The organism is Alkalihalobacillus sp. MEB130 (genome assembly GCF_032335535.1).
GTDB lineage: Bacteria > Bacillota > Bacilli > Bacillales > Bacillaceae_D > Halalkalibacter.
The window spans coordinates 1-22,337 of sequence record NZ_JAOANA010000001.1 but is presented as its reverse complement, the minus strand read 5'-3'; the positions used below and the strand labels follow the sequence as shown (position 1 = coordinate 22,337).

Here is a 22,337-nt window from a genome sequence, read left to right as displayed (position 1 = left end):
TTCACATGTCAAACGTCCTGTAAAAGCACGTTTGACCAGGTGAAAGGGGACAAGAGTTGGTCTTTTTTGGAATGTCAAAAACGAGCATTTAAGAAGATACAAGCGTTGTGAAGAGGATTAGGCTAGATTTGAATTGTTAGCTAAGCTGAGGAGTAAATATCCATATTTAGGAGGAAACGAGCGTGGATATCACGTTTGAACTGGGAACGCTCTTCCAGTATCATTGAATTACTTGGTGTTTTTGAACTATTAAATGTAATGTGAAAATTCAGTTAAAAAGGAGGGAGACCACTCATTGAAAGCATTGCGAACGCTAGACCGATGGATTGTAAAACTCGAAGAACATATCCTGAGTTATTCTATTATTTTAATAGCTGTGATGGTTGTTGGGAACGTTATTAGTCGTGCTGTAGTAGGCTCGAGTTGGGCCTTTCACCAAGAGGTGAGTCGGTTTGCAGTGACGGTAGCGACCTTTATGGGAATAAGCTACGCTGCGAGAAAAGGTAGACATATAAGCATGTCGGCATTTTATGATTTGGCGCCTTTTCCGATTCGAAAAGCACTTGCGATCTTTATTCCAGCGTTAACATCTATCGTTCTCTTTACGTTGTCTGTGTTTGCATATGGCTATTTTATGTCTCTTGTTGAGTCAGGACGAGTTACGACAGCGATGCAAGTACCTGTGTATTTGTTTGCGATGTTTATTCCGGTTGGACTCATTCTTGGAGGTATTCAATTTTTACGAAATATGTGGGTGAATATTAAAGAGAAAGAAGTGTATTTGGCTCAAGAGAAAAAAGACTATTCATAAAGAACGAATATGATCAAGCTATGAAATTAAATAAAGACTGCGAGGAAACTGAGAATGATAGCAACTATGTTAACGATTATGATCGTTTTGCTTATATTAGGGTTCCCGATGATGATTCCAATGATTGCAGCATCGATTGTCGTAGTACTTTTCTTTATGCCAAACGTTGATCCAATGTTTCTTGTACAACAGATGATGGAAGGAATATCATCTTACGTTCTACTAGCGGTTCCGCTGTTTATCTTTGCAGCAGATATTATGTCTACGGGAAAAACATCGAAACGGCTATTAGACTTTGTTGGTGCGTTTGTAGGGCATTTGCGTGGTGGGTATGCGATCACAACAGCTGCAGCTTGTACATTATTTGGGTCGATTTCTGGATCGACACAAGCGACGGTTGTTGCGATTGGAACACCGATGCGCAAAAGACTTTTATCAGTAGGATATAAGGATTCTAGTGCGATTGCGCTTATTATTAATGCAAGTGATATTGCACTACTGATCCCGCCAAGTATTGGAATGATCATTTATGCTTTGGCAGCACCTCGTGTGTCTGTCGGAGATTTATTTATTGCGGGGATTGGACCAGGCTTACTTATTTTTGGAATGTTTGCTATTTATAGTTACATTCACGCCAAAATTTATAACATACCGAAAGCGAAAAAATATACGTGGAAAGAGCGTTGGGAAGTGACGGTTAAGGCTCTGTTTCCATTAGGATTCCCTGTTATTATTGTCGGGGGGATCTACTTTGGAATTTTTAGTCCAACAGAAGCTGCGGGGATTTCTGTTCTTTATGCATTAATTCTAGAATTAGTTATTTTTCGAACGATTAAGATTCCAGATGTACCACGAATTGCGTTATCTACTGGATTAGTAACGTCAGCGGTCTTCATTTTAGTAGCAGCAGGTCAAGCCTTCTCATGGCTAATCTCTTATGCTCGTATTCCGCAAATGTTAACAGAAACTGTATTAGGATCGGATCCAACGGCTCTGCAAGTGTTACTTATTGTAGCGATCTTTTTCTTCATAGGCTGTATGTTTGTGGATCCAATCGTTGTCATTTTAATACTAACACCGATTTTTTATCCAGCGGCAATGGCAGCTGGTGTAGATCCGATTCACTTAGGTATTGTGATCGTATTCCAAGCGGCGTTAGGTTCTGCTACTCCGCCATTTGGAGTCGATATATTTACCGCTAGTGCGGTGTTTAACAAGTCATATTTGGATGTTATTAAAGGTACACCACCGTATATTGTGATGCTTCTCATCGCATCGGTGCTTATTATACTATTTGAGGAAATCTCGCTTTTCTTATTATAGCTAGGTTCATAGTGACTTAGTTAGAGACCATTCCTATTAATAGACTATTTAAAAACACAGGGGGTATTTGATGTTTTTTAAAAAAAGAGGTTGGAAGTCATTTGCAGTAGCAGGAGCGTTGACGTTAGCACTCGCTGCTTGTGGAAGTGAAGAGGCAGGAACAGATGAAGGCGGAACAGATGATGGTTCTGATGTGGAAACAGGAGAAACGTATAACTGGCAATTCGTAACAGAAGAAGTACAAGGTCAAGTTCAGTACGAATATGCAGCAGAATTTGCTGAGTTAATTCATGAAAAATCAGATGGTCAAATCAATATTGACGTATTTGAGTTTGGTCAACTTGGAAGTGAAGTCGATCAAGTTGAGCAGTTACAAGCTGGGATTGTAGAATTTGCAATCGTATCTCCAGGCTTTACAGGTGGAATGGTTGCTGAAGGTCAAGTATTTGCTCTTCAATTCCTTTTCCCTGATGATCAAGAAGTAACTCAAGAAATTCTAAACACAAGTGAAGCTTTAAATACACAGTTAGCTGGAATGTACGAAGCACATAACATTAAGCCATTAGCATTTTTCACAGAAGGTGCGATGCAGTGGACTGGAAGCAACGAATTGCGTACACCTGCAGATTTTGAAGGATTCAAAATGCGTACTCAAGAATCTCCTTTAATTATGGAATCGTATCGTGCATATGGGGCAGATCCTTCTCCATTAAGTTGGTCTGAGTTGTATACATCACTTGATCGTGGTGTAGTTGATGGACAAGAAAATCCAATCTTCTTTATCGAAGATGCATCATTCCACGAAGTTCAAGATTATATGACCATTTCAAACCACAATAACTATGTAGCGATGACAACAGTAAATCCTGACTTCTATAATGGTTTACCAGAGGATATTCGTGCACTAGTTGATGAAACAGTAGAAGAGATGCAACCAAGAGTATTTGAGATGCAAGCTGAAATGAACGAAGCGCTTCTTGACTCCATTATTGAAAACACAGATAATCCTACAGAAGTAATTGAATTAACTGAAGCGGAGCGTGAAGAGTTCCGTGAGCTAGCATTGCCAGTTCGTGACTTCTTCCGTGATGAAGTAGTTGGTGACGAAGGTCGTGCGATGTTGGAATTGCTTGAAGAAGAAATTGCGGCACATCAATAACATGTAAAACGAAGGCTGTTGAGAGAGATCTCAACAGTCTTTTTGTAATGGTGAAATGGGTTAAAGTACAGATTGTAAAAGGTTGGAAAATAATCATTGACTGTATGAGTGTATAGGTGTACTATGTAATTAATACACTAATACATTGGAAAAAGGAGGAATTACCATGAATGCATGGGTTCATTTATTGAAAAAAGAATTAAGACTAGGGATGTCTGCTTTTCTTGTTCCTGTTCTGACGTTTTTATTGCTAACAGGTGTAGCAGCATACTTCGGATCACGTCATGGGTTTGCTTGGGAAGTCGTGTTTGGTGTCGCTTTATTTGCTACTGGTTTTCAAGTTTTTTACTTAGTCTATTATCTATTGCATAGTTTACATGCTGAAAAAAGAAAGATGCATCTCTGGCTTCACAGTACCATGCCGGCTTACGGTCTTCTTTTAGCGAAGGTAGCCGCAGGAATCATCTCGTTATTGGTGACGTTATTAATTACAGGGACAGTGCTCTGGATTTCTCTTTATCAAGCTGAACACATATCCGAACAGTTGCAAATGGTTAACGTAACAAATTTAGGGATATTTGGTGGAACGCATCTGCTACTAGCTGCAATAAGTTTTGCAGGCTTTACGATTTTTTATTGGATGGTTTATTTATTGTTTAACAGGTACTTAGGTTCTTTTTTAAGTCTACTAGCTACACTAGCGATATTTGTAATAGGGTCTAGTGCCTTAAGTGCATTTAAAAATACAGCTGTGTATGAATGGGTAACAACCTGGGGGGAAATTCACCTAACAGGCATTACAGAAAGCATTAACTTTGAAACGAGTCTAGAAGCAGGGACGGAAGTAACGACTCAAGTAGGAAATCTTAGCCTTTATTTTGGCTTTTATGTATTTGAGGCTATGATCGTCATTGCCTTATTTGTGACTGCTTGCTGGATGTTAGATCGAAAAGTAGAGGTGTAATGTATGACAGACATGTTCCAATCATCACAGCCTATATATAGTCAATTAGCTGATCGCATAAAAAAACAAATCTTACGCGGAGAATTAAAACCAGGTGATAAACTTCCTTCTGTTCGTGAGATGGGGATGCAAGCAAGTGTGAATCCGAATACGGTACAACGAACCTACCGAGAGTTAGAAGGGATGAGAATCGTGGAGACAAAGCGGGGGCAAGGAACGTTTGTTACGGAAAATGAAGAAAGCCTACTATTGATGAGAGAGAAGCTAAAAGAGGAGGAGATTTCAGAGTTTGTGAGAAGTATGCATGAATTGGGATACGCCGATGCGGAGATAGAAACGGGATTACAAGCTTACTTGAATAACAGTGGGGAGGTAGGAAAGGAATGATTCAACTTGAACAAGTCACTAAGAAGTTTATGAATAAAGCAGCGTTAAAAAATGTTGACATTGAACTTACAAAAGGGAAAATAATTGGTTTAGTAGGTGAAAATGGAAGCGGGAAATCGACAACATTAAAATTAATTGCGGGTTTAACAAAACCAACAAAGGGTACGATCACGATTAATGGGGTACAAGTGAGCAGGCTTGCTAACCAAGTTTCGTATCTTTCAGAACTTGACGAGTATTATCGTTTTTACAATGTTGGTCAGACGATTGATTTTTATGCGTCACAGTTTGCTGATTTTAACCATGAAAAAGCCGAGGAAATTCGAGCGTTTATGAATCTAGATCGATCAGCTAAACTGAAGCATCTATCAAAAGGAAATCGTGGACGGCTAAAAATGGTTTTAACCCTATCAAGGAATGTACCGGTTATTTTGATGGATGAACCTCTTTCAGGTCTTGATCCAATGGTGCGTGAATCCATCGTAAAAGGTCTCATTTCCTTCATTGACTTAGAACACCAAGTTGTCCTTATTACGACACATGAGATAAAAGAATTAGAGGCAATTCTTGATGAAGTTGTATTAATACAAGGAGGAAACATTCTTGGACATAAGAATGTAGAACAACTTAGACTCGAGGAGAATATGGGGATTGTTGAATGGATGACAAAGGTTTCAGGGTGAGCTCACGAGGTAGTGAGTTCTTTTTTTGTTGGTCTTCATTTGTGACTCATAATCTTGTAGACGAAATCCTATTGACAATATAGTAAGATAATGATAGGTTAGTTGAGTGCTTTAATATATTAGTGATTTAATACAGTAAAGGATTTGAGAGAGATGAATGCAGTTTTAATAGCAGTTCTTGTTATGTTAATTCTTAGTTTAGTACGCGTCCATGTAGTTATTGCACTGGCAATCGGAGCCATTACAGGAGGCTTACTAGCAGGTTTAGGGTTTGAACAAACAATAGACGTTTTCACTGGTGGATTAGGTGGCAGTGCAACCGTCGCTCTTAGCTATGCCCTACTTGGAGCATTCGCAGTTGCCATCGCACGAACAGGTTTACCTGATGTGATGGTAAAAGGAGTTATTTCTTTAGTGGGTAGGAAGGGAGATTCAAGAAGAAAAGCTCTTTCTAAAGCACTTATTTTCTTTTTACTTATCATTGTTTCTTGTTTTTCTCAAAATGTAGTTCCGATTCACATTGCGTTTATTCCTATTTTAATTCCGCCAATCTTAAAAATATTAAACGAGCTTGGAGTTGACCGTCGTGCAATTGCAACGATATTAACGTTTGGTTTAACAGCACCATATATTTTCTTGCCATACGGATTTGGTTTAATGTTTCATAATATTATTGCGGGAAACATGGAGGAAAATGGTTTAACGATAGCCCTTTCTGACATCCCTACAGCGATGGCATTGCCAACTTTAGGTCTTGTTGTTGGTCTGCTGATTGCATTGTTCATCACGTATCGAAAAAGTAGGCACTATGAAGATCGTAATATTGTAGGAGCACCTACTAATGAGCAAGTATACACACAGTGGTCTGTCATAGCAGCAATCATTGCGATTGTGGCAACATTGATTGTTCAGCAAACATCTGAATCCATGATTTTAGCTGCACTAGCTGGATTGATTGTTCTTCTTGCTAGTGGTTCACTTAAATGGAAAGAAGCAGACGGAGTTGTGACTGAAGGAATGAAGATGATGGCCTTTATCTCGTTTGTCATGCTTGCAGCTTCAGGATTTGCTGCAGTTATTCGAGAAACAGGTCACGTGGATTTACTTGTTACCCAAACAGCTAATATTGTAGGAGAAAGTCAAGCAGCAGCGGCCCTTCTCATGCTAGTGATCGGCTTGTTTATTACAATGGGAATTGGATCTTCATTTGCAACGATTCCGATTATTGCAACTTTGTTTGTTCCACTAGGCATGGCCGCAGGATTTTCACCACTGGCGATTATCGCCTTAATCGGAACAGCCGGAGCACTAGGGGACGCCGGAGCACCTGCCTCAGACAGTACACTTGGCCCAACAGCCGGACTAAACGCTGACGGCCAACACAACCACATCTGGGACACATGCGTACCAACATTCCTACACTTCAACATCCCGCTCTTTATCTTCGGCTGGATTGCAGCAATGGTTTTATAGAGTAAAAGAAAAAGGGCGGTTTTCCCTTTTTCTTTTACTCGAAGCGTTGAGCGAAGCCGTCGTAAATGTTTTAAGCCCTAAGGAGTGATCTTCTCCTTAGGGCGCACGACGAGCGGAGCCAACGCACACCATGTCCGCACAAATAAGGAAAAAGGGCGGTTTTCCCTTTTTCTTTTACTCGAAGCTACTAATTTAGTAGCTTCTTTTTCTATTAATAAACAACTATTTTCTCAAGAAATAAGGTTTTAGTATTTCATAAAAAAGAAAGCCAGATCAAACAAATCATAATAAAACAAAAATTTCATTTTATTAGAAAAAAATGAAACTTTTCACCTAGTTAACTCGTCTAATTAGTAGAGAAAAAAAGGCGGGGAAAAAAGTGAAGAAGAAGTCAATTGCGATCATTTTGATTTGTTTTTTTGTGACGGGGTGCCACAATGAAACGGTACAAGAAGAAGAAGTTTTGTCTATATACAATGAATTCCTAGCGAATGTTCAAGAACTTTTTGCTTATCATACTTATGACGAGAATGTGTATTATAACGAAAAATATCATTCGAAAGATGAGATTCGTTCCCTATTAGGTCAATATATGACGGAAGAGGGAATGGATCAATTGTTGAATGATCTTTATGTTCAAGAAAATGAGCGTTTCGTCTATCAAGAAGAGTTTCAATCTTATTTAAAGGGGAACGATCATGAAGGGTTCTCTTATTATGAGATCACTAAAAAAACGGTGTTTAATCCAGGCCTGCGTATGATGATGGGGGACGATCTCCATATATATGAATCAGACGGGAAGATTAGAATGGAAGCAGAACGAGTACCAGTTCAATTTTATTCAGAAGACAGTATGTATGGACAGAGCCAATTTGGAGAGTTAGGTTATCCCTCTGTTGATTACCTAACATTAGACATTTCGTTCGTAAAGGAAAAAGATCAGTATCGAATTAAACGTGTTGATGTAACATCATAGGTTTACAATACAAAAACACTAGAGACAATCATCTCTAGTGTTTTTGTGTTTATTTACTTATGCAACTCGATTTGGAGAAGATGGGTGTCCACGGCGTTTGCTCACTGTATGATAAATGCGTGAAGATAATAATGCAGCAAATATGGTCAATATAATATCTTTTACTGCTGGTGCAGCCATCCACGCCCATACAACTTGATAACTTACGGCTTCTAAGCCAGCTAAAAACTGAAAAGCAAAATACATATAATGAGTCCCGACAACATAGTTAATAATAAGGCCAACAAAACAAGCTACCATGAATGTAGAAATCGTTTTATTTCTGCTTTTTTCAATAATAAGACCCGTTACAAATGCCACGATAATAAAGGAAAGTAAAAAGCCAAACGTTGGACTAACAAATGTTCGTAAGCCTCCAGAAAATTGTGCGAACACAGGAAAGCCAACCAGACCAACTAGTAAATAAACTGTCATTGCTAATGATCCCATTCGACTTCCGAGAAGGGCACCAGCTAAAATAGCAAATAACGTTTGCATTGTTATCGGTACAGAACCAATGACTAAGAACGATGTTAAGTTGGCTCCAATGGCCATTAATGATGCAAACATTGCCACAAGAACAAGATCAATAGTACGAAACGTACGCTTTTGGACAGACATTTGTTCACCTCTTTTGTAAAGTAGTTAACAATAGCATAATAAGGAAAAACTCTATTGTCAACAATTTTAATAATTGAGTTAACAATGGATGGAGGTGTGCATTCCTAGTAGAAAAAGTCTATAATATATAAAGGTATGGAGTAGAAGGAGGTTTTTTTATGGTAGAACGTCCTGCAGGTTTTTGGGTTCGTGTTGGGGCGAGTATTCTTGACGTAATTGTTGTTTCAGGTACAATTTTTATTCTGGCAGCTTTGTTTGGGATAGGCGGAGATACAAGAGAGATTTTAGATGCAGTAGGGAACTTAGTGTATACGCTGCTTCTTCCTGTTTTATGGTTTGGGTATACAGTTGGAAAGCGTCTACTTGGAATTCGTATCGTTAAAATGGATGGAAGTGATGTTGGTTTTGGTACCATGTTGCTTCGTGTTGTTGTGGCTGGATTTGTTTATGCCATCACATTAATGATTGCCTATATTGTAAGTGTATTTATGGTTGCTTTCAGAAAAGACAAAAGAAGTATTCACGACATGATTGCCAAAACGTATGTTACGTATAACAAGCCTGATGAAGTCAACCCTTATCAGGAATCATAATAAAAAAGGTCTGATTCCATTATAAACGTAATGGATCAGACCTTTTGGCTTTTGAGTCAACCTCAACAACCATGTTTATTTCACAGATTCTTTTAATTGCTTACCTGCTTTGAATGCAGGTGTTTTTGTTGCGGCAATATCAATCTCTTCACCTGTTTGTGGGTTGCGTCCTTTTCTAGCCGCTCGTTCACGGACCTCAAAGTTACCAAAACCAATGAGTTGGACTGTTTCCCCTTTTGACAAAGATTCCTCAATTAATTCAAATACAGCGTTGACGGCACTACCAGCATCTTTTTTCGAAAGTTGCGTACGTTCAGCAACGGCTTGAACAAGTTCTGTTTTATTCATTTTCCTGTCATCTCCTCATTCATTTTAAATTCACCATGCATTCTGATACCATCATCTCCACTAATGAAAATAATATACATTTTTTTTGAAATAAAATACGTGAAAGTCATGATACGACAAGGTTTATTCTATTTCGTCAGCATGATTTTGCTTTTGTAAATAAAGACTTGCGTTTATTTCTCCTCCGATGACAAGAATGACACCCGTTAAGAAAAACCAGAGCATCAGAATAATGACCCCTCCGAGACTACCATATGTGGCAGTGAAATTGCCGAAGTTGCTAACATAGGTTGAAAATAATGCTGAAATGACTTGCCATCCCACTGTGGCTGTAACGGCTCCAATAATCACTTGCTTTGCTGTTAGTTTGACGTTTGGGGCTAGCGAGTACAAAAGCATCAACACAATGGTCATAAGCCCAATTCCGATAATCCAGCGTAATGAGTTCAGAATTTGAGCAGTTTCGTGTGGGAGAAAGAAATAATTTTCTAGTGCCTGTATAATCACATTCCCGAACACAGGCAAGAGAAGGGTGACAATAATGACAGCAATCATCCCAAATGTAAGCAAAATAGATAGCAGGCGAAGCTTTACAAAATTTCTTGTTTCTTCTATGTTGTAGGAGCGATTCACGGCACGGACTAATGCATTCACCCCGTTAGAGGCAGACCAAATTGTGGCTAATACCCCGAAGGAAAGAAGTCCTCCTTGTGGTTCGCTGATGACTTCTAATATCGTGGTAGAGAGTAGGTCGGCGAGATCCTCTGGTACATAATCATTAATAAATGAATAAATTGTATCAAGATCAAATTGGAAATAAGGGATTAGAGCTAGTAAAAAAATAAGCAATGGAAAAATAGAAAGCATAAAATAATACGCCAATGTTGCTGCCCAATCAGGTATCGGATCGGTTTTTAATTTATGCCAAAAAATACGATAAAACGATTGACTCTGCATTGCGTCCTCCTTTTTTGTTACAGTTTTTATACTATGTGTATCCCCCGCTTTCCGCTTCGTGAAACTCGTGTATAATAAGTGAGGCATAAATGAAAGAAAGGCTGTGATTCACATGATTTACCGGGCCAAAGAGCCGAAGTTTTTATGGATCCTTTTATTTGTATTAACAATTACCTATGCGTACGCGCTTGAATCAACTACGTTAACGTACGTAGCTTACGGAATTTCCTTTATCTTCTTTGCAGCGATGACGATGAGTTATCAAGTTGAAGTGCTAGAAGAGAAATTGATTCATGTTGTACAAGTATTTGGGTTTTCACTTTTAAAGCGGACGATCCCTGCTAGTACAATTGATAAGGTTACTGTTATTTATTTAAGAGAAAGAGCGATTATCCTTCTTACGTTCAAAAGAAAAATGAGAATGAAGCTACAGCGGTTCACGCCAGAAGGATTGGAATCTACATTAATCGAATTTGCTAATTCAAATAATATTGAAGTCATTAATAGAGATCCACTGAAAGAAAACAAACGCTCTAATTAATCAAGATTACGTTTTATCATTTTTTCAACAAGCTTGGAAGAAGGAGAAATATCGGCTTTTAGCACTTCTTCCATAAAGGATAGAGCATGTTCATTTGTTAGTTTGCTATTGGACGCGACACAATCTGACGGGATGTAAAGCTGATAGTCACGCATATAAGCATCGTTTGCCGTAAATTGTACACACATATTCCCAGCCACACCCGTAAGGATTAGTGTATTAATATTTAAATGATTGAGCAACAAATCCAAAGGAGTGGCAAAAAAACCAGAGTATTTAGGTTTTAAAACAAAATAATCTTCTGTGTCTGGTTTCATGATTTCAGCAATGGGTTTGCCTCTTACATTTTCTTCGAGGCAATGAGAGACAAGGTGTCTGAAATCAGATTGCCACTTTCCATAATTATCATTTACATAAATGATGGGCACGCCTTGATTTTTTAGGACATGCTTTAATTCAGCGATTTTTTTCGCGGATTCCAAGGCATGAGGTAGTAACTTGTAGCCGCTATTGAATTCTAGATCATTAATCATATCTATAATGAGTAATGCATAACGTGGTTCAGATGAGGTCATATAATCTAAACTCCTCCTACTAAAAGGTAATAAACGATTGTTCCTCTGCGAAAAATAGAAAAGAACCAATCGATAGGGAGAGAACGTACAACGCGCAACAAAAAGTTTGAATAATAAGAAAAAAAGGTGATTCGTTACAGTAGCTCGGTATGTTATGATAAACCAAAAGATTAGATAACATACGCTTATACATGCAGGAGGAATTAGAGATGAACGAAAAAGCTTTGGAAGTTTTACAAATCATTGAAGGAGACGGCCGTGTAACGATTCAAACACTGGCTAAAATGGTTGATTTAACAGAAGAAGAAGTAAAAAATATATTAAAGAAATTAGAAGATGAAAAAGTTATTTTGAGTTACTCAGCAGTTATTGATTGGAGCAAAGTAGAAACACAAGAAGGCGTGACAGCTGTCATTGATGTCAAAGTAACACCGCAGCGTGGAGTGGGGTTCGATGAAGTAGCTGAGCGTATTTATCGTTTTCCCGAAGTGAAAGCATTGTACTTAATGTCTGGTGCATATGACTTGTCTGTTGTGATTGAAGGGAACTCCATGTCTCAAATTGCGCGTTTTGTTTCTGAAAAACTTTCAACGATTGATACTGTCATTTCAACAACAACTCATTTTCAGCTAAAAAAATACAAACATGATGGGGTTGTCTTTGATCAAGGCGAAGAAGACCATCGAATTGTGGTGACGCCGTAATGTCTAATATTAAAACAAATTCACGACTTTCTCATCGTGTTCAAACGATAAAACCGTCAGGAATTAGGCGGTTCTTTGATTTGGCATCAAAAATGGACAATATTATCTCATTAGGTGTAGGTGAACCTGACTTTATTACACCATGGAACGTCCGTGAAGCAAGTATCTCATCCCTTGAGCGAGGATTTACGGCTTATTCGGCAAATGCGGGAATTATCGAGTTGAGAAGAGAAATTTCAGCTTATATGAGCAAGCGATTTTCTGTTCAATATGATCCCGAACAGGAAGTACTTGTAACGGTTGGAGCAAGTGAAGCCATTGACATTGGTATGCGCGCGATTCTTGATGAAGGCGACGAAGTAATTATAGTTGAACCAAGCTTTGTTTCCTATGTTCCGCTTGTACAAATGGCGGGCGGGGTCCCTGTTTCAGTTGGGACTAATAATCAAGATAATTTTAAAGTTTCAGCACAGCAAATAGAAGCGGCTATAACCGATCGGACGAAGGCTCTCATGTTATGCTTTCCGAATAACCCTACAGGGGCAACGATGAACCGAGAAGAGATGATAGAAATTGCTCAACTGGCAGAACGGCATGACCTTCTCGTGTTCTCAGATGAAATCTATGCAGAACTAAGTTACGACGAACAGCATGTAAGTTTTGCCTCGTTGCCTAATATGAAAGACCGGACGATTCTAATTTCAGGTTTCTCCAAATCTTTTGCTATGACCGGGTGGAGACTAGGCTTCGTATTGGCTCCTCCAGATTTGCTTGCAGCCATGCTAAAACTTCATCAATACAGTTTAATGTGTGCGCCAACGATGGCACAGTACGGAGCGTTAGAAGCATTACAGAGTGGAATGGATGACATCGAAAGAATGAAGCAATCTTATAAACAACGTCGTAATTATGTTGTAAAATCTTTTAAGGAAATAGGGTTGGACTGTCATATACCTGGTGGAGCTTTTTACGCGTTCCCTTCAATCGAAAAAACAGGTCTCTCCTCTGAGGAATTTGCTGAAAAGCTTTTATTAGAAGAAAGAGTCGCAGTTGTACCTGGCCATGTGTTTGGTAAGGGGGGAGAAGGTCATATTCGCTGTTCTTACGCGACTTCAATGGATAATTTAGAACAGTCAGTTGAGAGGATTCAGAGATTATTAAGCAGAGTGTTATAACCCACCTATAGAGCTAAATGGTGAGTGAACGGTCCTTCATAGAGCTAATGAAGGACAAAGCAGAGCAGAATCGTGAGTGAACGGTCCTTCATATTTTCAAAACGCATTGGTTAAAACCAATGCGTTTGTTAATTCTTAGAGAAATTTATTCCTTAAATAACCCCGTCATTTCGAAGCATCCCCTTTTACTGTGCTCTACAAAAAAATAGACAAGAGCTAAGCTCTTGCCTTAATTCGTAGGGGGAATACGATTGTAATAACCATTATGGACAGGGATATGAAATATATTCATATTTCATAAAAAAATGTTACGTTTGTTTTTACTAGGGAAAAAAGGTAAGATTTTCTCAAGATCTTAAATTTAAAAAGAGGTGCGCTAATTCATGTTAGAACGTATTCGAAAAGAGAACCCGCTTGTTCATTGTATGACCAATGTAGTCGTAACGAATTTTACCGCAAATGGTTTGTTGGCACTTGGAGCTTCGCCTGTCATGGCGTATGCGAAAGAAGAAGTAGCCGATTTGGCCAGCATAGCGGGAGCGTTATTACTAAATATAGGGACGCTTTCTCAAGATCAAGTGGATCAAATGATTGTAGCAGGACAAGCCGCCAACCGAGCTGGAGTACCTGTTATACTAGACCCTGTTGGAGCGGGAGCAACAGCCTTTCGGACTGAAAGTAGTATGAGAATCTTACGTGAAGTAAATATTACGGTGTTGAGAGGGAACGCTGGAGAAATTGCTTCTCTTGTTGGAGTGAAAGCCGAAGTCAAAGGTGTAGATGGGAATATGGAAGGCGATAAAGTTCAGTTAGCCATGCAAGCAGCCACACAATTTAAGTGCGTATGTGTCGTAACAGGTGAAGTCGATGTGGTAACGGACGGGACCCATGGTCGAATCATTCATAATGGCCATCCATGGATGACGAAAGTGGTAGGAACAGGGTGTCTTTTAGGTGGAGTGATTGCCTCCTTTGTGGCGATCAATGGTGACGATTTGATCGAGGCGATTACCGGTGCACTAACGTATTATGGCATTGCAGGAGAACAAGCCTATGAAGAAACGAGCGAGCTTGGAATTGGATCATATCAGCAAGTATTTGTAAATAAACTTCATCTCCTAGAAGATCAGGAAATAAAAGCATTGCAGCGAACAGAAACGTTTTAATAATAGAAAGAGGGACATATATGAGCGAGACATTTTCATTTAATAAATTACCAAACTTTTTGGTCAGTGCTTTGGAAAAACAAGGTGTAACCGAACCGACTGATATTCAAGCTAAAATGATTCCAGAAGCTCTTGAAGGCCAAAGCTTAATTGCCAGGTCGCAAACAGGAACGGGAAAGACATTGGCATTTTTACTACCGGCATTGGCAAAGGTGGAGAAAGAAAAGAAGGGACTTCAAGTTGTAGTTCTAGCGCCAACACAGGAGCTTGCTATGCAAGTTCATGAAGTAGCAAAGAGTTTAACGGAAGAAGAATCGATTGAGATAGGTTCCTTTATTGGGGGCGCCAATATTAAACGTCAAGTTGAAAAACTTAAGAAACAAAAGCCTCAACTCGCAATTGGTACGCCAGGAAGACTGTTAGAACTCATTGAAATGAAGAAATTAAAACTTCATGAAGTAAAAATTGTTGCCGTCGATGAAGCGGATCGTATGATGGCTGAGCGACCATCGTGGGAAGCAACAATGCAAATTGCCAAACGTGCGGGCAGAGAGACACAATTTTTATTCGTTTCTGCAACGATTCCAAAAGACTTTTCGGAACAAGTAGCGGACGCAGCGCCGTTTGTTGTGCAATTAGAAGCTGAAGGTGGATTGTTGCATACTGAAAATGTAGAACATCTTTACCTTCGAGTCGATACAAGAGACAAAATTGATACGGCTAGAAAATTAATTCATGCTGAAAACATTGAAAAAGGAATAGTGTTTGTTAACCAATTAGATAAGGTTGCAGAAACGGCAGAAAAGTTTTCCTACAAAGGCATTAAGGCATTAGCGTTATCTTCTGATCAAGGGAAACAAGAACGAGAACATGCTCTCCAGTCTTTCCGAAAGGGAGATACCCATATCTTAGTAGCAACCGACATTGCAGCACGAGGATTAGACGTTAATGATGTTACGCATATTATTCAAATAGACCCACCGGCTAGCCCTGATAGCTACCTGCACCGAGCAGGACGTACAGGAAGAATGGGCAAGAATGGAACGGTCATTACACTCATTGATCGACCAAATGAGTACAAATTAGAAAAGTACAAACGTGACTTAAAAATTCAGTTAGAGGAACGCTTCTTAGCAAGGGGCGCATTACAAACAAAATAGGGTTCAGTTCAGTGCGCTTGGGTGAGATTCCTAGCGCACTTTTTTATGCGGATGTTGCTGAATTCAGATATGGAATAAACTTTTCTCTTTTCCATGTTTCAAATAGTGGTTTTAAGGGAATGACAGTGTTATTGTGAAAGGTAAGAAACCATTTTTGCTTTCACGCTCTAGTTGTGTTAAAATTAAAAGGTTAAAAATTATCTAGGAGATGTATGTATATGTCAAATTATGAAGTAGGCAATATTGTTGAAGGAAAAGTTACAGGTATCAAACCATTTGGTGCTTTCGTAGCTCTTGATGAAAAAAAGCAAGGACTTGTTCATATTTCAGAAGTAGCGCACGGTTTCGTTAAGGATATTAATGATGTTCTTAAAGTTGGAGACGAAGTGAAAGTGAAAATCATGAATGTAGAAGAGGGGTCTGGAAAAATCTCACTTTCTATCCGTGCTACACAAGAAGCTCCTGAGCGTCCAGCTCGTCCGGCTAAGCCACGTCCACAAGGAAATGCGGGTGGTGCTCGTAAGCCACAAGTACAAAAACAACAGCAACAACAAGGTTTCAACACGTTAGAAGATAAGCTTAAAGAATGGTTAAAGCAATCTAACGAGATCCAAGCAGATTTAAACAAGCGCGCGAAGAAATAATATAGTGAGAAAAGGCATCCGATTGTTTCGGGTGCTTTTTTTTGGGGGGGAAATTAAAGAGGCTTTGATGCACCGCAACAAAAAAAAAATCTCAAACGGCGGCTCCGCACAGGGCTTCAGTGAAAGTAAAAAAGGGAAAGCGCACCTTTCTCTTAGAAAGAGCTAAGTCAAAAAGTTTGGCCCTGGCTCCGCACGCCGTACGCCTTTTAAGAAGGGCACTTAAAAGGCTAAAGAGATAACGGCGGCTCCGCACAGGGCTTCAGTGAAAGTAAAAAGGAAAGCGCACCTTTCTCTTAGAAAGAGCTAAGTCAAAAAGTTTGGCCCTGGCTCCGCACGCCGTACGCCTTTTAAGAAGGGCGCTTAAAAGGCTAAAGAGATAACGGCGGCTCCGCACAGGGCTTCAGTGAAAGTAAAAAAGGGAAAAAGCGTACCTTTCTCTTAGAAAGCGGAAAGTCAAAGAGTTTGGCCCTGGCTCCGCACGCCGTACGCCTTTTAAGAAGGGCGCTTAAAAGGCTAAAGAAATTACGGCGGCTCCGCACAGGGCTTCAGTGAAAGTAAAAAAGGGAAAAAGCGTACCTTTTTTACTTTCACTGAAAAGGGTCTGACTTTGAATAAAGTCAGACCCTTATCTATTAACGTTGTGTTTCTGGAACACGTTCTAGTTCCTCATCTGGTTTAAATAGAATGGAAATACAATATAGACCTGCTAAACCAACTAGGGCATAGATAACACGTGAGAAAGCTGCTGCCTGACCACCGAAAATGGCTGCTACAAGGTCGAAACGGAAGAACCCGATTAGTCCCCAGTTAATCGCACCAATAATCGCTAATACTAATGCTGTACGTTGAATACCGCTCACATTATTCACCTCCAGTAATGGTTATCGATGTCACAATTTCTAAATGAAATTGTCTTACACAACGCCATGTGTTGTGTCTCATCATATATAGTGAGGTAAAAACACGTATTTTATGCAAAACATCAAGTGCCAATCGTTTACAATTTCACCTGACTTGGTAATAATGAAAGAAGAAATTAAAGGAGGAGATATAATGGATCCATTTGTTTTTCATAACCCAACAAAATTAATTTTTGGTAAAGGCCAAAATGAATCATTAGTGAATGAGGTCAAAAATTTCGGCAACCATGTTCTTCTTGTTTACGGTGGCGGAAGTATCAAACAAAATGGTTTGTATGATTATGTTATAACTCAATTGAAAGAAGCTGACATAAAAATTACCGAATTAGCCGGTGTGGAACCGAATCCAAGGCTAACAACCGTAAGAAAAGGAATTGAACTTTGTCGCTCAAACGATATAGACTTAGTGTTAGCTGTCGGTGGTGGTAGCGTTATAGATGCCTCAAAAGCGATTGTAGTAGGAGCGAAATCTGAGGCAGATATTTGGGATATTATTAAGAAAAAAGCTCAACCGACAGATGCTTTGCCACTTGGAACGATATTAACACTAGCTGCAACTGGTTCTGAAATGAATGCAGGATCTGTTATTACTAATTGGGAAACAAATGAAAAATTAGGATGGGGTAGTCCGTTCTCTTTCCCTAAATTTTCTATACTAGACCCGAAAAATACCATCTCAGTTCCGGAAGATCAAACCGTCTATGGCATCGTCGATATGATGAGTCATGTTATTGAAGCGTATTTTCATAAAGCGGAAAATACCATTCTTCAAGATAAGATTATGGAGTCAATTTTGTTAACTGTAATGGAAACAGCTCCAAAATTACTTGAAGACCTGACAAATGAAGAACATCGTGAAACCATTCTTTATTGCGGAACCATGGCTTTAAATGGCATTACGCAAATGGGGCTACGAGGAGATTGGGCTACTCATAATATGGAGCATGCTGTATCAGCTGTTTATGATATTCCGCACGCTGGGGGTCTAGCTATTTTGTTCCCACATTGGTTACGTTATACGTTAGACGAAAAAATCAGTCGCCATGTCCAGCTGGCTACTCGTGTACTTGGAGTAGAGCCGACTGGAAAAACAGATGAGGACATTGCTCTTGAAGGAATAGAAAAACTTTCTGCTTTCTGGACATCACTAGGTGCACCTAATCGATTAGCCGATTACAAAATTGATGAGTCTCAAATCGATAAAATGGCGTCCCTTGCTTCAAATCGTGGGGCATTTGGAAACTTCAAACCACTTGAAAAAGAAGATGTTACAAAAATTTTGACCGCTGCTCTATAAAAAAGTTTGCTTTCGCTCGTAATATGAGCGAGAGCTAACTATGTTTATTGTTCAATTATGAACAAGCTAAGTTTTCTTACGTTAGATGCTTGATTCTTAGCCAAGCTTTAGATAAAGTGAAAGAGTATTGATATATGAGATGGAGGCTGACTAAATGGAAAAAGTTCGTTTCGACTATACAAAAGCATTAACGTTTTTTAATCAACATGAAGTGGATTACATGCAAGATGCTGTAACAGCAGCTCACAACGCCCTACATAATAAAACAGGTGCTGGAAGCGATTATTTAGGATGGATTGATCTTCCTAAAAATTATGACCGTGAAGAGTTTTCACGTATTCAAGCAGCTGCAGAAAAAATTCAAAATGATTCAGATGTTTTATTAGTAATTGGAATTGGTGGTTCGTACTTAGGTGCTCGTGCAGCAATCGAAGCGTTAAACCACTCTTTCTACAATAACTTATCAAAAGAAGAGCGCAAAACGCCACAAGTTTTCTTTGTTGGACAAAACATAAGCTCGACGTACGTTAAAGACTTATTAGCTCTAATTGAAGGAAAAGATGTTTCTGTTAATGTTATTTCAAAGTCAGGAACAACAACAGAACCAGCAATTGCGTTCCGTATTTTCCGTGACTACTTAGAGAAGAAATATGGAGTGGAAGAAGCTCGTAAACGTATTTATGCGACAACTGACCGTGCGAAAGGTGCGTTAAAAACGCTTGCTACGGAAGAAGGATATGAAACATTTGTTGTTCCAGATGATGTAGGAGGACGCTTCTCGGTGTTAACGGCTGTTGGTTTGCTTCCAATTGCGGTAAGTGGACTGGACATTGACGCAATGATGAAAGGGGCAGAAGCTGCAAGTGAAGACTTCTCTAACCCAAATCTAGCTGAGAATGAGTCGTACCAATATGCAGTTGTTCGTAATGCTCTTTATAATAAAGGGAAGACAATTGAACTTATGGTAAATTACGAGCCATCACTTCATTTCGTATCAGAATGGTGGAAGCAACTATTTGGCGAAAGTGAAGGAAAAGATGGCAAAGGAATCTATCCTGCATCTGTTGACTTCTCGACTGATCTTCATTCAATGGGACAATATGTCCAAGATGGCCGTCGTGATCTATTTGAGACGATCATTAACGTTGAGAAAGTTCGCGAGCATGTAACCATTGAAGAAGCTACTAGTGATTTAGATGGTCTTAACTATCTTGCAGGCCAAACGATGGACTTTGTAAACAAAAAAGCATTCCAAGGTACAATGCTTGCACATACGGATGGAGGCGTACCAAACTTAATTGTGAACGTTCCAGAATTAAACGAATATTATTTCGGTTACCTTGTATACTTCTTTGAAAAAGCAGTTGGAATTAGTGGTTACTTATTAGGAGTAAATCCATTCGACCAAGAAGGAGTAGAAGCATACAAGAAGAACATGTTCGCTCTTTTAGGTAAGCCAGGATTTGAAAAAGAAAAAGCAGAGCTTGAAGCTCGTTTAAAATAAGGAAAGAAACTGCTGAAGTTCAATCTTCAGCAGTTTTTTTTATAAACAAACGTTTAATTTAATCAAACATTTATTTAAAACAAACATTTGTTTAAAACAGATCTCTCTGGTCAAACTAACGGTAGAATAAGAACGTTTTGAAAGGGTGAGTATCTTGATAGCTCTTCAATCAACCGTTGAAGGAAAACAAATGAAGCTTAAGGAACTAGAAAATAAGTTAAAGCCTCTAGGATATGATGTTGGTGGTGGTTGGGAATATGACCACGGGTATTTTGACTATAAAATTGACGATGAGGAAGGGTACACATTTTTGCGTCTTCCTTTCCGAGCGCTAGATGGTGATTTGGAACAACGAGGCGTAACCGTGCAATTAGGAACACCTTTTTTACTAAATCATAAATATCAAGACGGACTAGATGATAACCCGGATGTATTTAATGGTCTATTTCGAATGGCGTATAACAGTGCTATTAACCAATTCCAAGAGCCGGTCGATAAAGACTCAAACGTCGACCAAAAATATATCCCTACAGCAAACAGTTTAATTGAAGAATTAGAACTTACGTTGCTTCAGGGAATGTGATCATAATCAGTTCATCGCTCGGTTGAAAAAGTAATGTTGAAGGCGGGTGAAGTACCATTTCCCCGCTTCTTACTAAACCGATGAGGTGTTTTCCATTTTGATAAGATGTAGTATACGTTTCTAGAAATGACTTTCCAACTAGCTCCTCATCAATGGGATGGACACCTATTAACCCCTTTTCGCTATATTCTAGTAACCTTTGTACAATCGAACTCGTTTGCTGATGAAGAAGGGTAGAGGTTAATACTGCCCCCGTTAAAGTAGTGGATTCCACACATTGGTCAGCGCCTGCTCGTTTGGCATTTTCTAATTGTTCCTTTGTAAGTACCTCAACCGTAGTATAAATATCTGGATTCAGTCCTTTAACAGCAAGAATGGTTAAAATGGATCTGGCATCAGCTGTAAATTCACTTCCTTGATGCTTGGCTGTAATCAAAACAGATCGAGCGAGAGCAATATTCGCTTGCTTCAAAACAGCATCTTCACTGCTGTTTCCTTTGACAAAATGAATGTGTTTCAGTGTTTTTGGTAGCTCTGGCAACGATTCATCAATTAGGACAATTCTGATCTGTGGCTGTCTTCGTTGAATATTTTCGATCGATTGTTTGGAACGCTCATTCCAACCAATGATAATAATATGATTCTCACCTATAAAAGAGATTGTTCCTTCTTTTGTAGACTGGTTTATAGAAATAGCCGCCCCTGCAAAAGACGTAACAAGAAGCGTCATAAAACCAACCCCAGCAAAAATCAATAAAATCGCGACGACTCGTGTTATCGTCGATTCCGGAACAAAATCACCATAACCTACCGTAGATACCGTAACCAACGCCCACCATATCCCCTCAAACCAAGTTGGAAACTTATTTGGTTCCAACAAATGGACAATTCCTCCTGCTATCAATCCAGAAAAAACAACAGCAAATAGAAGTTTCAATACAAGTGGGACATGACCAAGAAGGGTTCGAATAAAAAACCACTGTTGCATGATGCACGCTCCTCTTATTGAATAATTAGTTACAGTATAGCCAATGGCTTGCCGGGTCAATCGCTTGTCTGCTATGATTACGTTACATATTTTAATTTCTGGGAGAGAAAAGCATGTCAACGATTATTTTTGCCTTCTCAATCTTTTGTGGTTGGCTTATTTTTGATGTAGTGAAGCACAAGAAAGTAACGTTAGAAAGTGTTGTAAGCTCACTTGTTATTGCTGTAGTAGCCGGGGTTTTTTGGTGGCTATTGGATTTGGTTTTTTAATATATTTTAGCTTGTTTTTATGCTGAGAACCTTTTATAATGAAGAAGTATTTAATAGGGGGGCATTAGCTCAGCTGGGAGAGCGCTTCGCTGGCAGCGAAGAGGTCATCGGTTCGATCCCGTTATGCTCCATTGAATAAGGCAACTCATTTCTGTTTGGCTAAATAGAAATGGGTTGTTTTTTTGTTGAAGAGTTTCGGGATTGCGTAAGGTGCATGTGGACTCAGGTTCCTCTATTTGAAAAAATAGCCGGGATGTAGACTGTAAAAGGACAGAGGGTGCGCTATTGGGCCAAAAAAGAGAGGATTACACCAAGTTTTGAGAGAATAGGAGCAACTGAGTCCGCCTAGAGTAAAAAGGTCTGCGATTTGTGTAAATAAGGTCTTCTGTGTCCGCAGAGGCGAGGCAGGATAGGAAAAAAACACTAAGAGGACTCAGGTTCCTCTATTTGAAAAAATAGCCGGGATGTAGACTGTAA

At 39.2% G+C, this 22,337-nt stretch carries 25 protein-coding genes and 1 tRNA gene; 20 read left to right on the top strand and 6 right to left on the bottom strand.

What is annotated here, in order from left to right:
* Positions 1-295 precede the first annotated feature (295 nt).
* The 8 genes from N0O92_RS00130 to N0O92_RS00095 all read left to right on the top strand — a co-directional run bounded on the left by N0O92_RS00130 (position 296) and on the right by N0O92_RS00095 (position 7,776).
* A complete protein-coding gene (locus tag N0O92_RS00130; RefSeq protein ID WP_315612574.1) occupies positions 296-811 on the top strand; it encodes a TRAP transporter small permease in 516 nt (171 codons plus the stop codon).
* A gap of 54 nt (positions 812-865) precedes the next feature.
* On the top strand, positions 866-2,134 hold the full coding sequence (locus N0O92_RS00125) for a TRAP transporter large permease (RefSeq protein ID WP_315612573.1): 1,269 nt from the start codon (positions 866-868) through the stop codon (positions 2,132-2,134).
* Between the two features lie 70 nt (positions 2,135-2,204).
* The gene (locus N0O92_RS00120) at positions 2,205-3,293 is read left to right on the top strand and encodes a TRAP transporter substrate-binding protein (RefSeq protein ID WP_315612572.1); all 1,089 of its coding nucleotides are present in this window, start codon (positions 2,205-2,207) and stop codon (positions 3,291-3,293) included.
* A 166-nt stretch (positions 3,294-3,459) separates the two neighbouring features.
* Positions 3,460-4,257: a hypothetical protein gene (locus tag N0O92_RS00115; protein WP_315612571.1), complete on the top strand. Its 798-nt coding sequence runs from the start codon at positions 3,460-3,462 to the stop codon at positions 4,255-4,257.
* Positions 4,258-4,260: 3 nt separating this feature from the next.
* Entirely contained in the window at positions 4,261-4,644 is a 384-nt protein-coding gene (locus N0O92_RS00110; protein WP_315612570.1) for a GntR family transcriptional regulator, read from the top strand.
* Positions 4,641-5,327, top strand: coding sequence for an ABC transporter ATP-binding protein (locus tag N0O92_RS00105; RefSeq protein ID WP_315612569.1), 687 nt, complete (start codon positions 4,641-4,643; stop codon positions 5,325-5,327). The genes N0O92_RS00110 and N0O92_RS00105 overlap by 4 nt, the downstream gene beginning before the upstream one ends.
* A gap of 153 nt (positions 5,328-5,480) precedes the next feature.
* Positions 5,481-6,800: a Na+/H+ antiporter family protein gene (locus tag N0O92_RS00100; protein WP_315612568.1), complete on the top strand. Its 1,320-nt coding sequence runs from the start codon at positions 5,481-5,483 to the stop codon at positions 6,798-6,800.
* 379 nt (positions 6,801-7,179) lie between these two features.
* Complete coding sequence (locus tag N0O92_RS00095) at positions 7,180-7,776, top strand: hypothetical protein (protein ID WP_315612567.1); 597 nt, start codon at positions 7,180-7,182, stop codon at positions 7,774-7,776.
* Between the two features lie 57 nt (positions 7,777-7,833).
* On the opposite strand, the gene N0O92_RS00090 is transcribed toward N0O92_RS00095, so the two are convergent.
* Positions 7,834-8,436, bottom strand: a complete 603-nt coding sequence (locus N0O92_RS00090; RefSeq protein WP_315612566.1) for a biotin transporter BioY — start codon at positions 8,434-8,436, stop codon at positions 7,834-7,836.
* A gap of 158 nt (positions 8,437-8,594) precedes the next feature.
* Here N0O92_RS00090 and N0O92_RS00085 point away from each other — a divergent pair, with 158 nt between their 5' ends.
* On the top strand, positions 8,595-9,029 hold the full coding sequence (locus N0O92_RS00085) for an RDD family protein (protein ID WP_315612565.1): 435 nt from the start codon (positions 8,595-8,597) through the stop codon (positions 9,027-9,029).
* 75 nt (positions 9,030-9,104) lie between these two features.
* On the opposite strand, the gene N0O92_RS00080 is transcribed toward N0O92_RS00085, so the two are convergent.
* The gene (locus N0O92_RS00080) at positions 9,105-9,377 is read right to left on the bottom strand and encodes an HU family DNA-binding protein (RefSeq protein ID WP_034626555.1); all 273 of its coding nucleotides are present in this window, start codon (positions 9,375-9,377) and stop codon (positions 9,105-9,107) included.
* Positions 9,378-9,500: 123 nt separating this feature from the next.
* Positions 9,501-10,334, bottom strand: coding sequence for a YihY/virulence factor BrkB family protein (locus N0O92_RS00075; protein ID WP_315612564.1), 834 nt, complete (start codon positions 10,332-10,334; stop codon positions 9,501-9,503).
* A gap of 112 nt (positions 10,335-10,446) precedes the next feature.
* On the opposite strand from N0O92_RS00075, the gene N0O92_RS00070 reads away from it, so the two are divergent.
* Positions 10,447-10,875, top strand: a complete 429-nt coding sequence (locus N0O92_RS00070; protein ID WP_315612563.1) for a hypothetical protein — start codon at positions 10,447-10,449, stop codon at positions 10,873-10,875.
* Here N0O92_RS00070 and N0O92_RS00065 read toward each other — a convergent pair.
* Positions 10,872-11,450: a cysteine hydrolase family protein gene (locus N0O92_RS00065; protein WP_315612562.1), complete on the bottom strand. Its 579-nt coding sequence runs from the start codon at positions 11,448-11,450 to the stop codon at positions 10,872-10,874. The two genes, N0O92_RS00070 and N0O92_RS00065, sit on opposite strands and share 4 nt — an antisense overlap.
* Before the next feature lie 209 nt (positions 11,451-11,659).
* On the opposite strand from N0O92_RS00065, the gene N0O92_RS00060 reads away from it, so the two are divergent.
* The 5 genes from N0O92_RS00060 (at position 11,660) to yugI (ending at position 16,299) form a co-directional block, all read left to right on the top strand.
* A complete protein-coding gene (locus N0O92_RS00060; RefSeq protein ID WP_315612561.1) occupies positions 11,660-12,154 on the top strand; it encodes an Lrp/AsnC family transcriptional regulator in 495 nt (164 codons plus the stop codon).
* Positions 12,154-13,329: an aminotransferase gene (locus N0O92_RS00055; RefSeq protein WP_315612560.1), complete on the top strand. Its 1,176-nt coding sequence runs from the start codon at positions 12,154-12,156 to the stop codon at positions 13,327-13,329. Before N0O92_RS00060 ends, N0O92_RS00055 begins: the two co-directional genes overlap by 1 nt.
* A gap of 383 nt (positions 13,330-13,712) precedes the next feature.
* Complete coding sequence (gene thiM, locus N0O92_RS00050; RefSeq protein WP_315612559.1) at positions 13,713-14,495, top strand: hydroxyethylthiazole kinase; 783 nt, start codon at positions 13,713-13,715, stop codon at positions 14,493-14,495.
* A 20-nt stretch (positions 14,496-14,515) separates the two neighbouring features.
* Positions 14,516-15,655, top strand: a complete 1,140-nt coding sequence (locus N0O92_RS00045) for a DEAD/DEAH box helicase (protein ID WP_315612558.1) — start codon at positions 14,516-14,518, stop codon at positions 15,653-15,655.
* 218 nt (positions 15,656-15,873) lie between these two features.
* Entirely contained in the window at positions 15,874-16,299 is a 426-nt protein-coding gene (gene yugI, locus N0O92_RS00040; protein WP_034626544.1) for a S1 domain-containing post-transcriptional regulator GSP13, read from the top strand.
* Positions 16,300-16,931: 632 nt separating this feature from the next.
* On the opposite strand, the gene N0O92_RS00035 is transcribed toward yugI, so the two are convergent.
* Complete coding sequence (locus N0O92_RS00035; protein ID WP_034626543.1) at positions 16,932-17,159, bottom strand: DUF378 domain-containing protein; 228 nt, start codon at positions 17,157-17,159, stop codon at positions 16,932-16,934.
* 193 nt (positions 17,160-17,352) lie between these two features.
* Here N0O92_RS00035 and N0O92_RS00030 point away from each other — a divergent pair, with 193 nt between their 5' ends.
* The 3 genes from N0O92_RS00030 to N0O92_RS00020 all read left to right on the top strand — a co-directional run bounded on the left by N0O92_RS00030 (position 17,353) and on the right by N0O92_RS00020 (position 20,603).
* Positions 17,353-18,516, top strand: a complete 1,164-nt coding sequence (locus tag N0O92_RS00030) for an iron-containing alcohol dehydrogenase (protein WP_315612551.1) — start codon at positions 17,353-17,355, stop codon at positions 18,514-18,516.
* 154 nt (positions 18,517-18,670) lie between these two features.
* Positions 18,671-20,020 carry a glucose-6-phosphate isomerase gene (locus tag N0O92_RS00025; RefSeq protein ID WP_315612550.1) on the top strand — a complete coding sequence of 450 codons (1,350 nt, stop codon included), beginning with the start codon at positions 18,671-18,673 and terminating at the stop codon, positions 20,018-20,020.
* A gap of 154 nt (positions 20,021-20,174) precedes the next feature.
* Complete coding sequence (locus tag N0O92_RS00020; protein ID WP_315612548.1) at positions 20,175-20,603, top strand: YugN-like family protein; 429 nt, start codon at positions 20,175-20,177, stop codon at positions 20,601-20,603.
* On the opposite strand, the gene N0O92_RS00015 is transcribed toward N0O92_RS00020, so the two are convergent.
* Positions 20,581-21,591: a potassium channel family protein gene (locus N0O92_RS00015; protein WP_315612547.1), complete on the bottom strand. Its 1,011-nt coding sequence runs from the start codon at positions 21,589-21,591 to the stop codon at positions 20,581-20,583. The genes N0O92_RS00020 and N0O92_RS00015 overlap by 23 nt on opposite strands.
* Before the next feature lie 113 nt (positions 21,592-21,704).
* On the opposite strand from N0O92_RS00015, the gene N0O92_RS00010 reads away from it, so the two are divergent.
* Together N0O92_RS00010 and N0O92_RS00005 are read left to right on the top strand one after the other, a co-directional pair.
* Positions 21,705-21,860, top strand: coding sequence for a hypothetical protein (locus N0O92_RS00010; protein WP_315612545.1), 156 nt, complete (start codon positions 21,705-21,707; stop codon positions 21,858-21,860).
* A 58-nt stretch (positions 21,861-21,918) separates the two neighbouring features.
* A tRNA-Ala gene (locus N0O92_RS00005) sits at positions 21,919-21,991 on the top strand.
* Positions 21,992-22,337 lie beyond the last annotated feature (346 nt).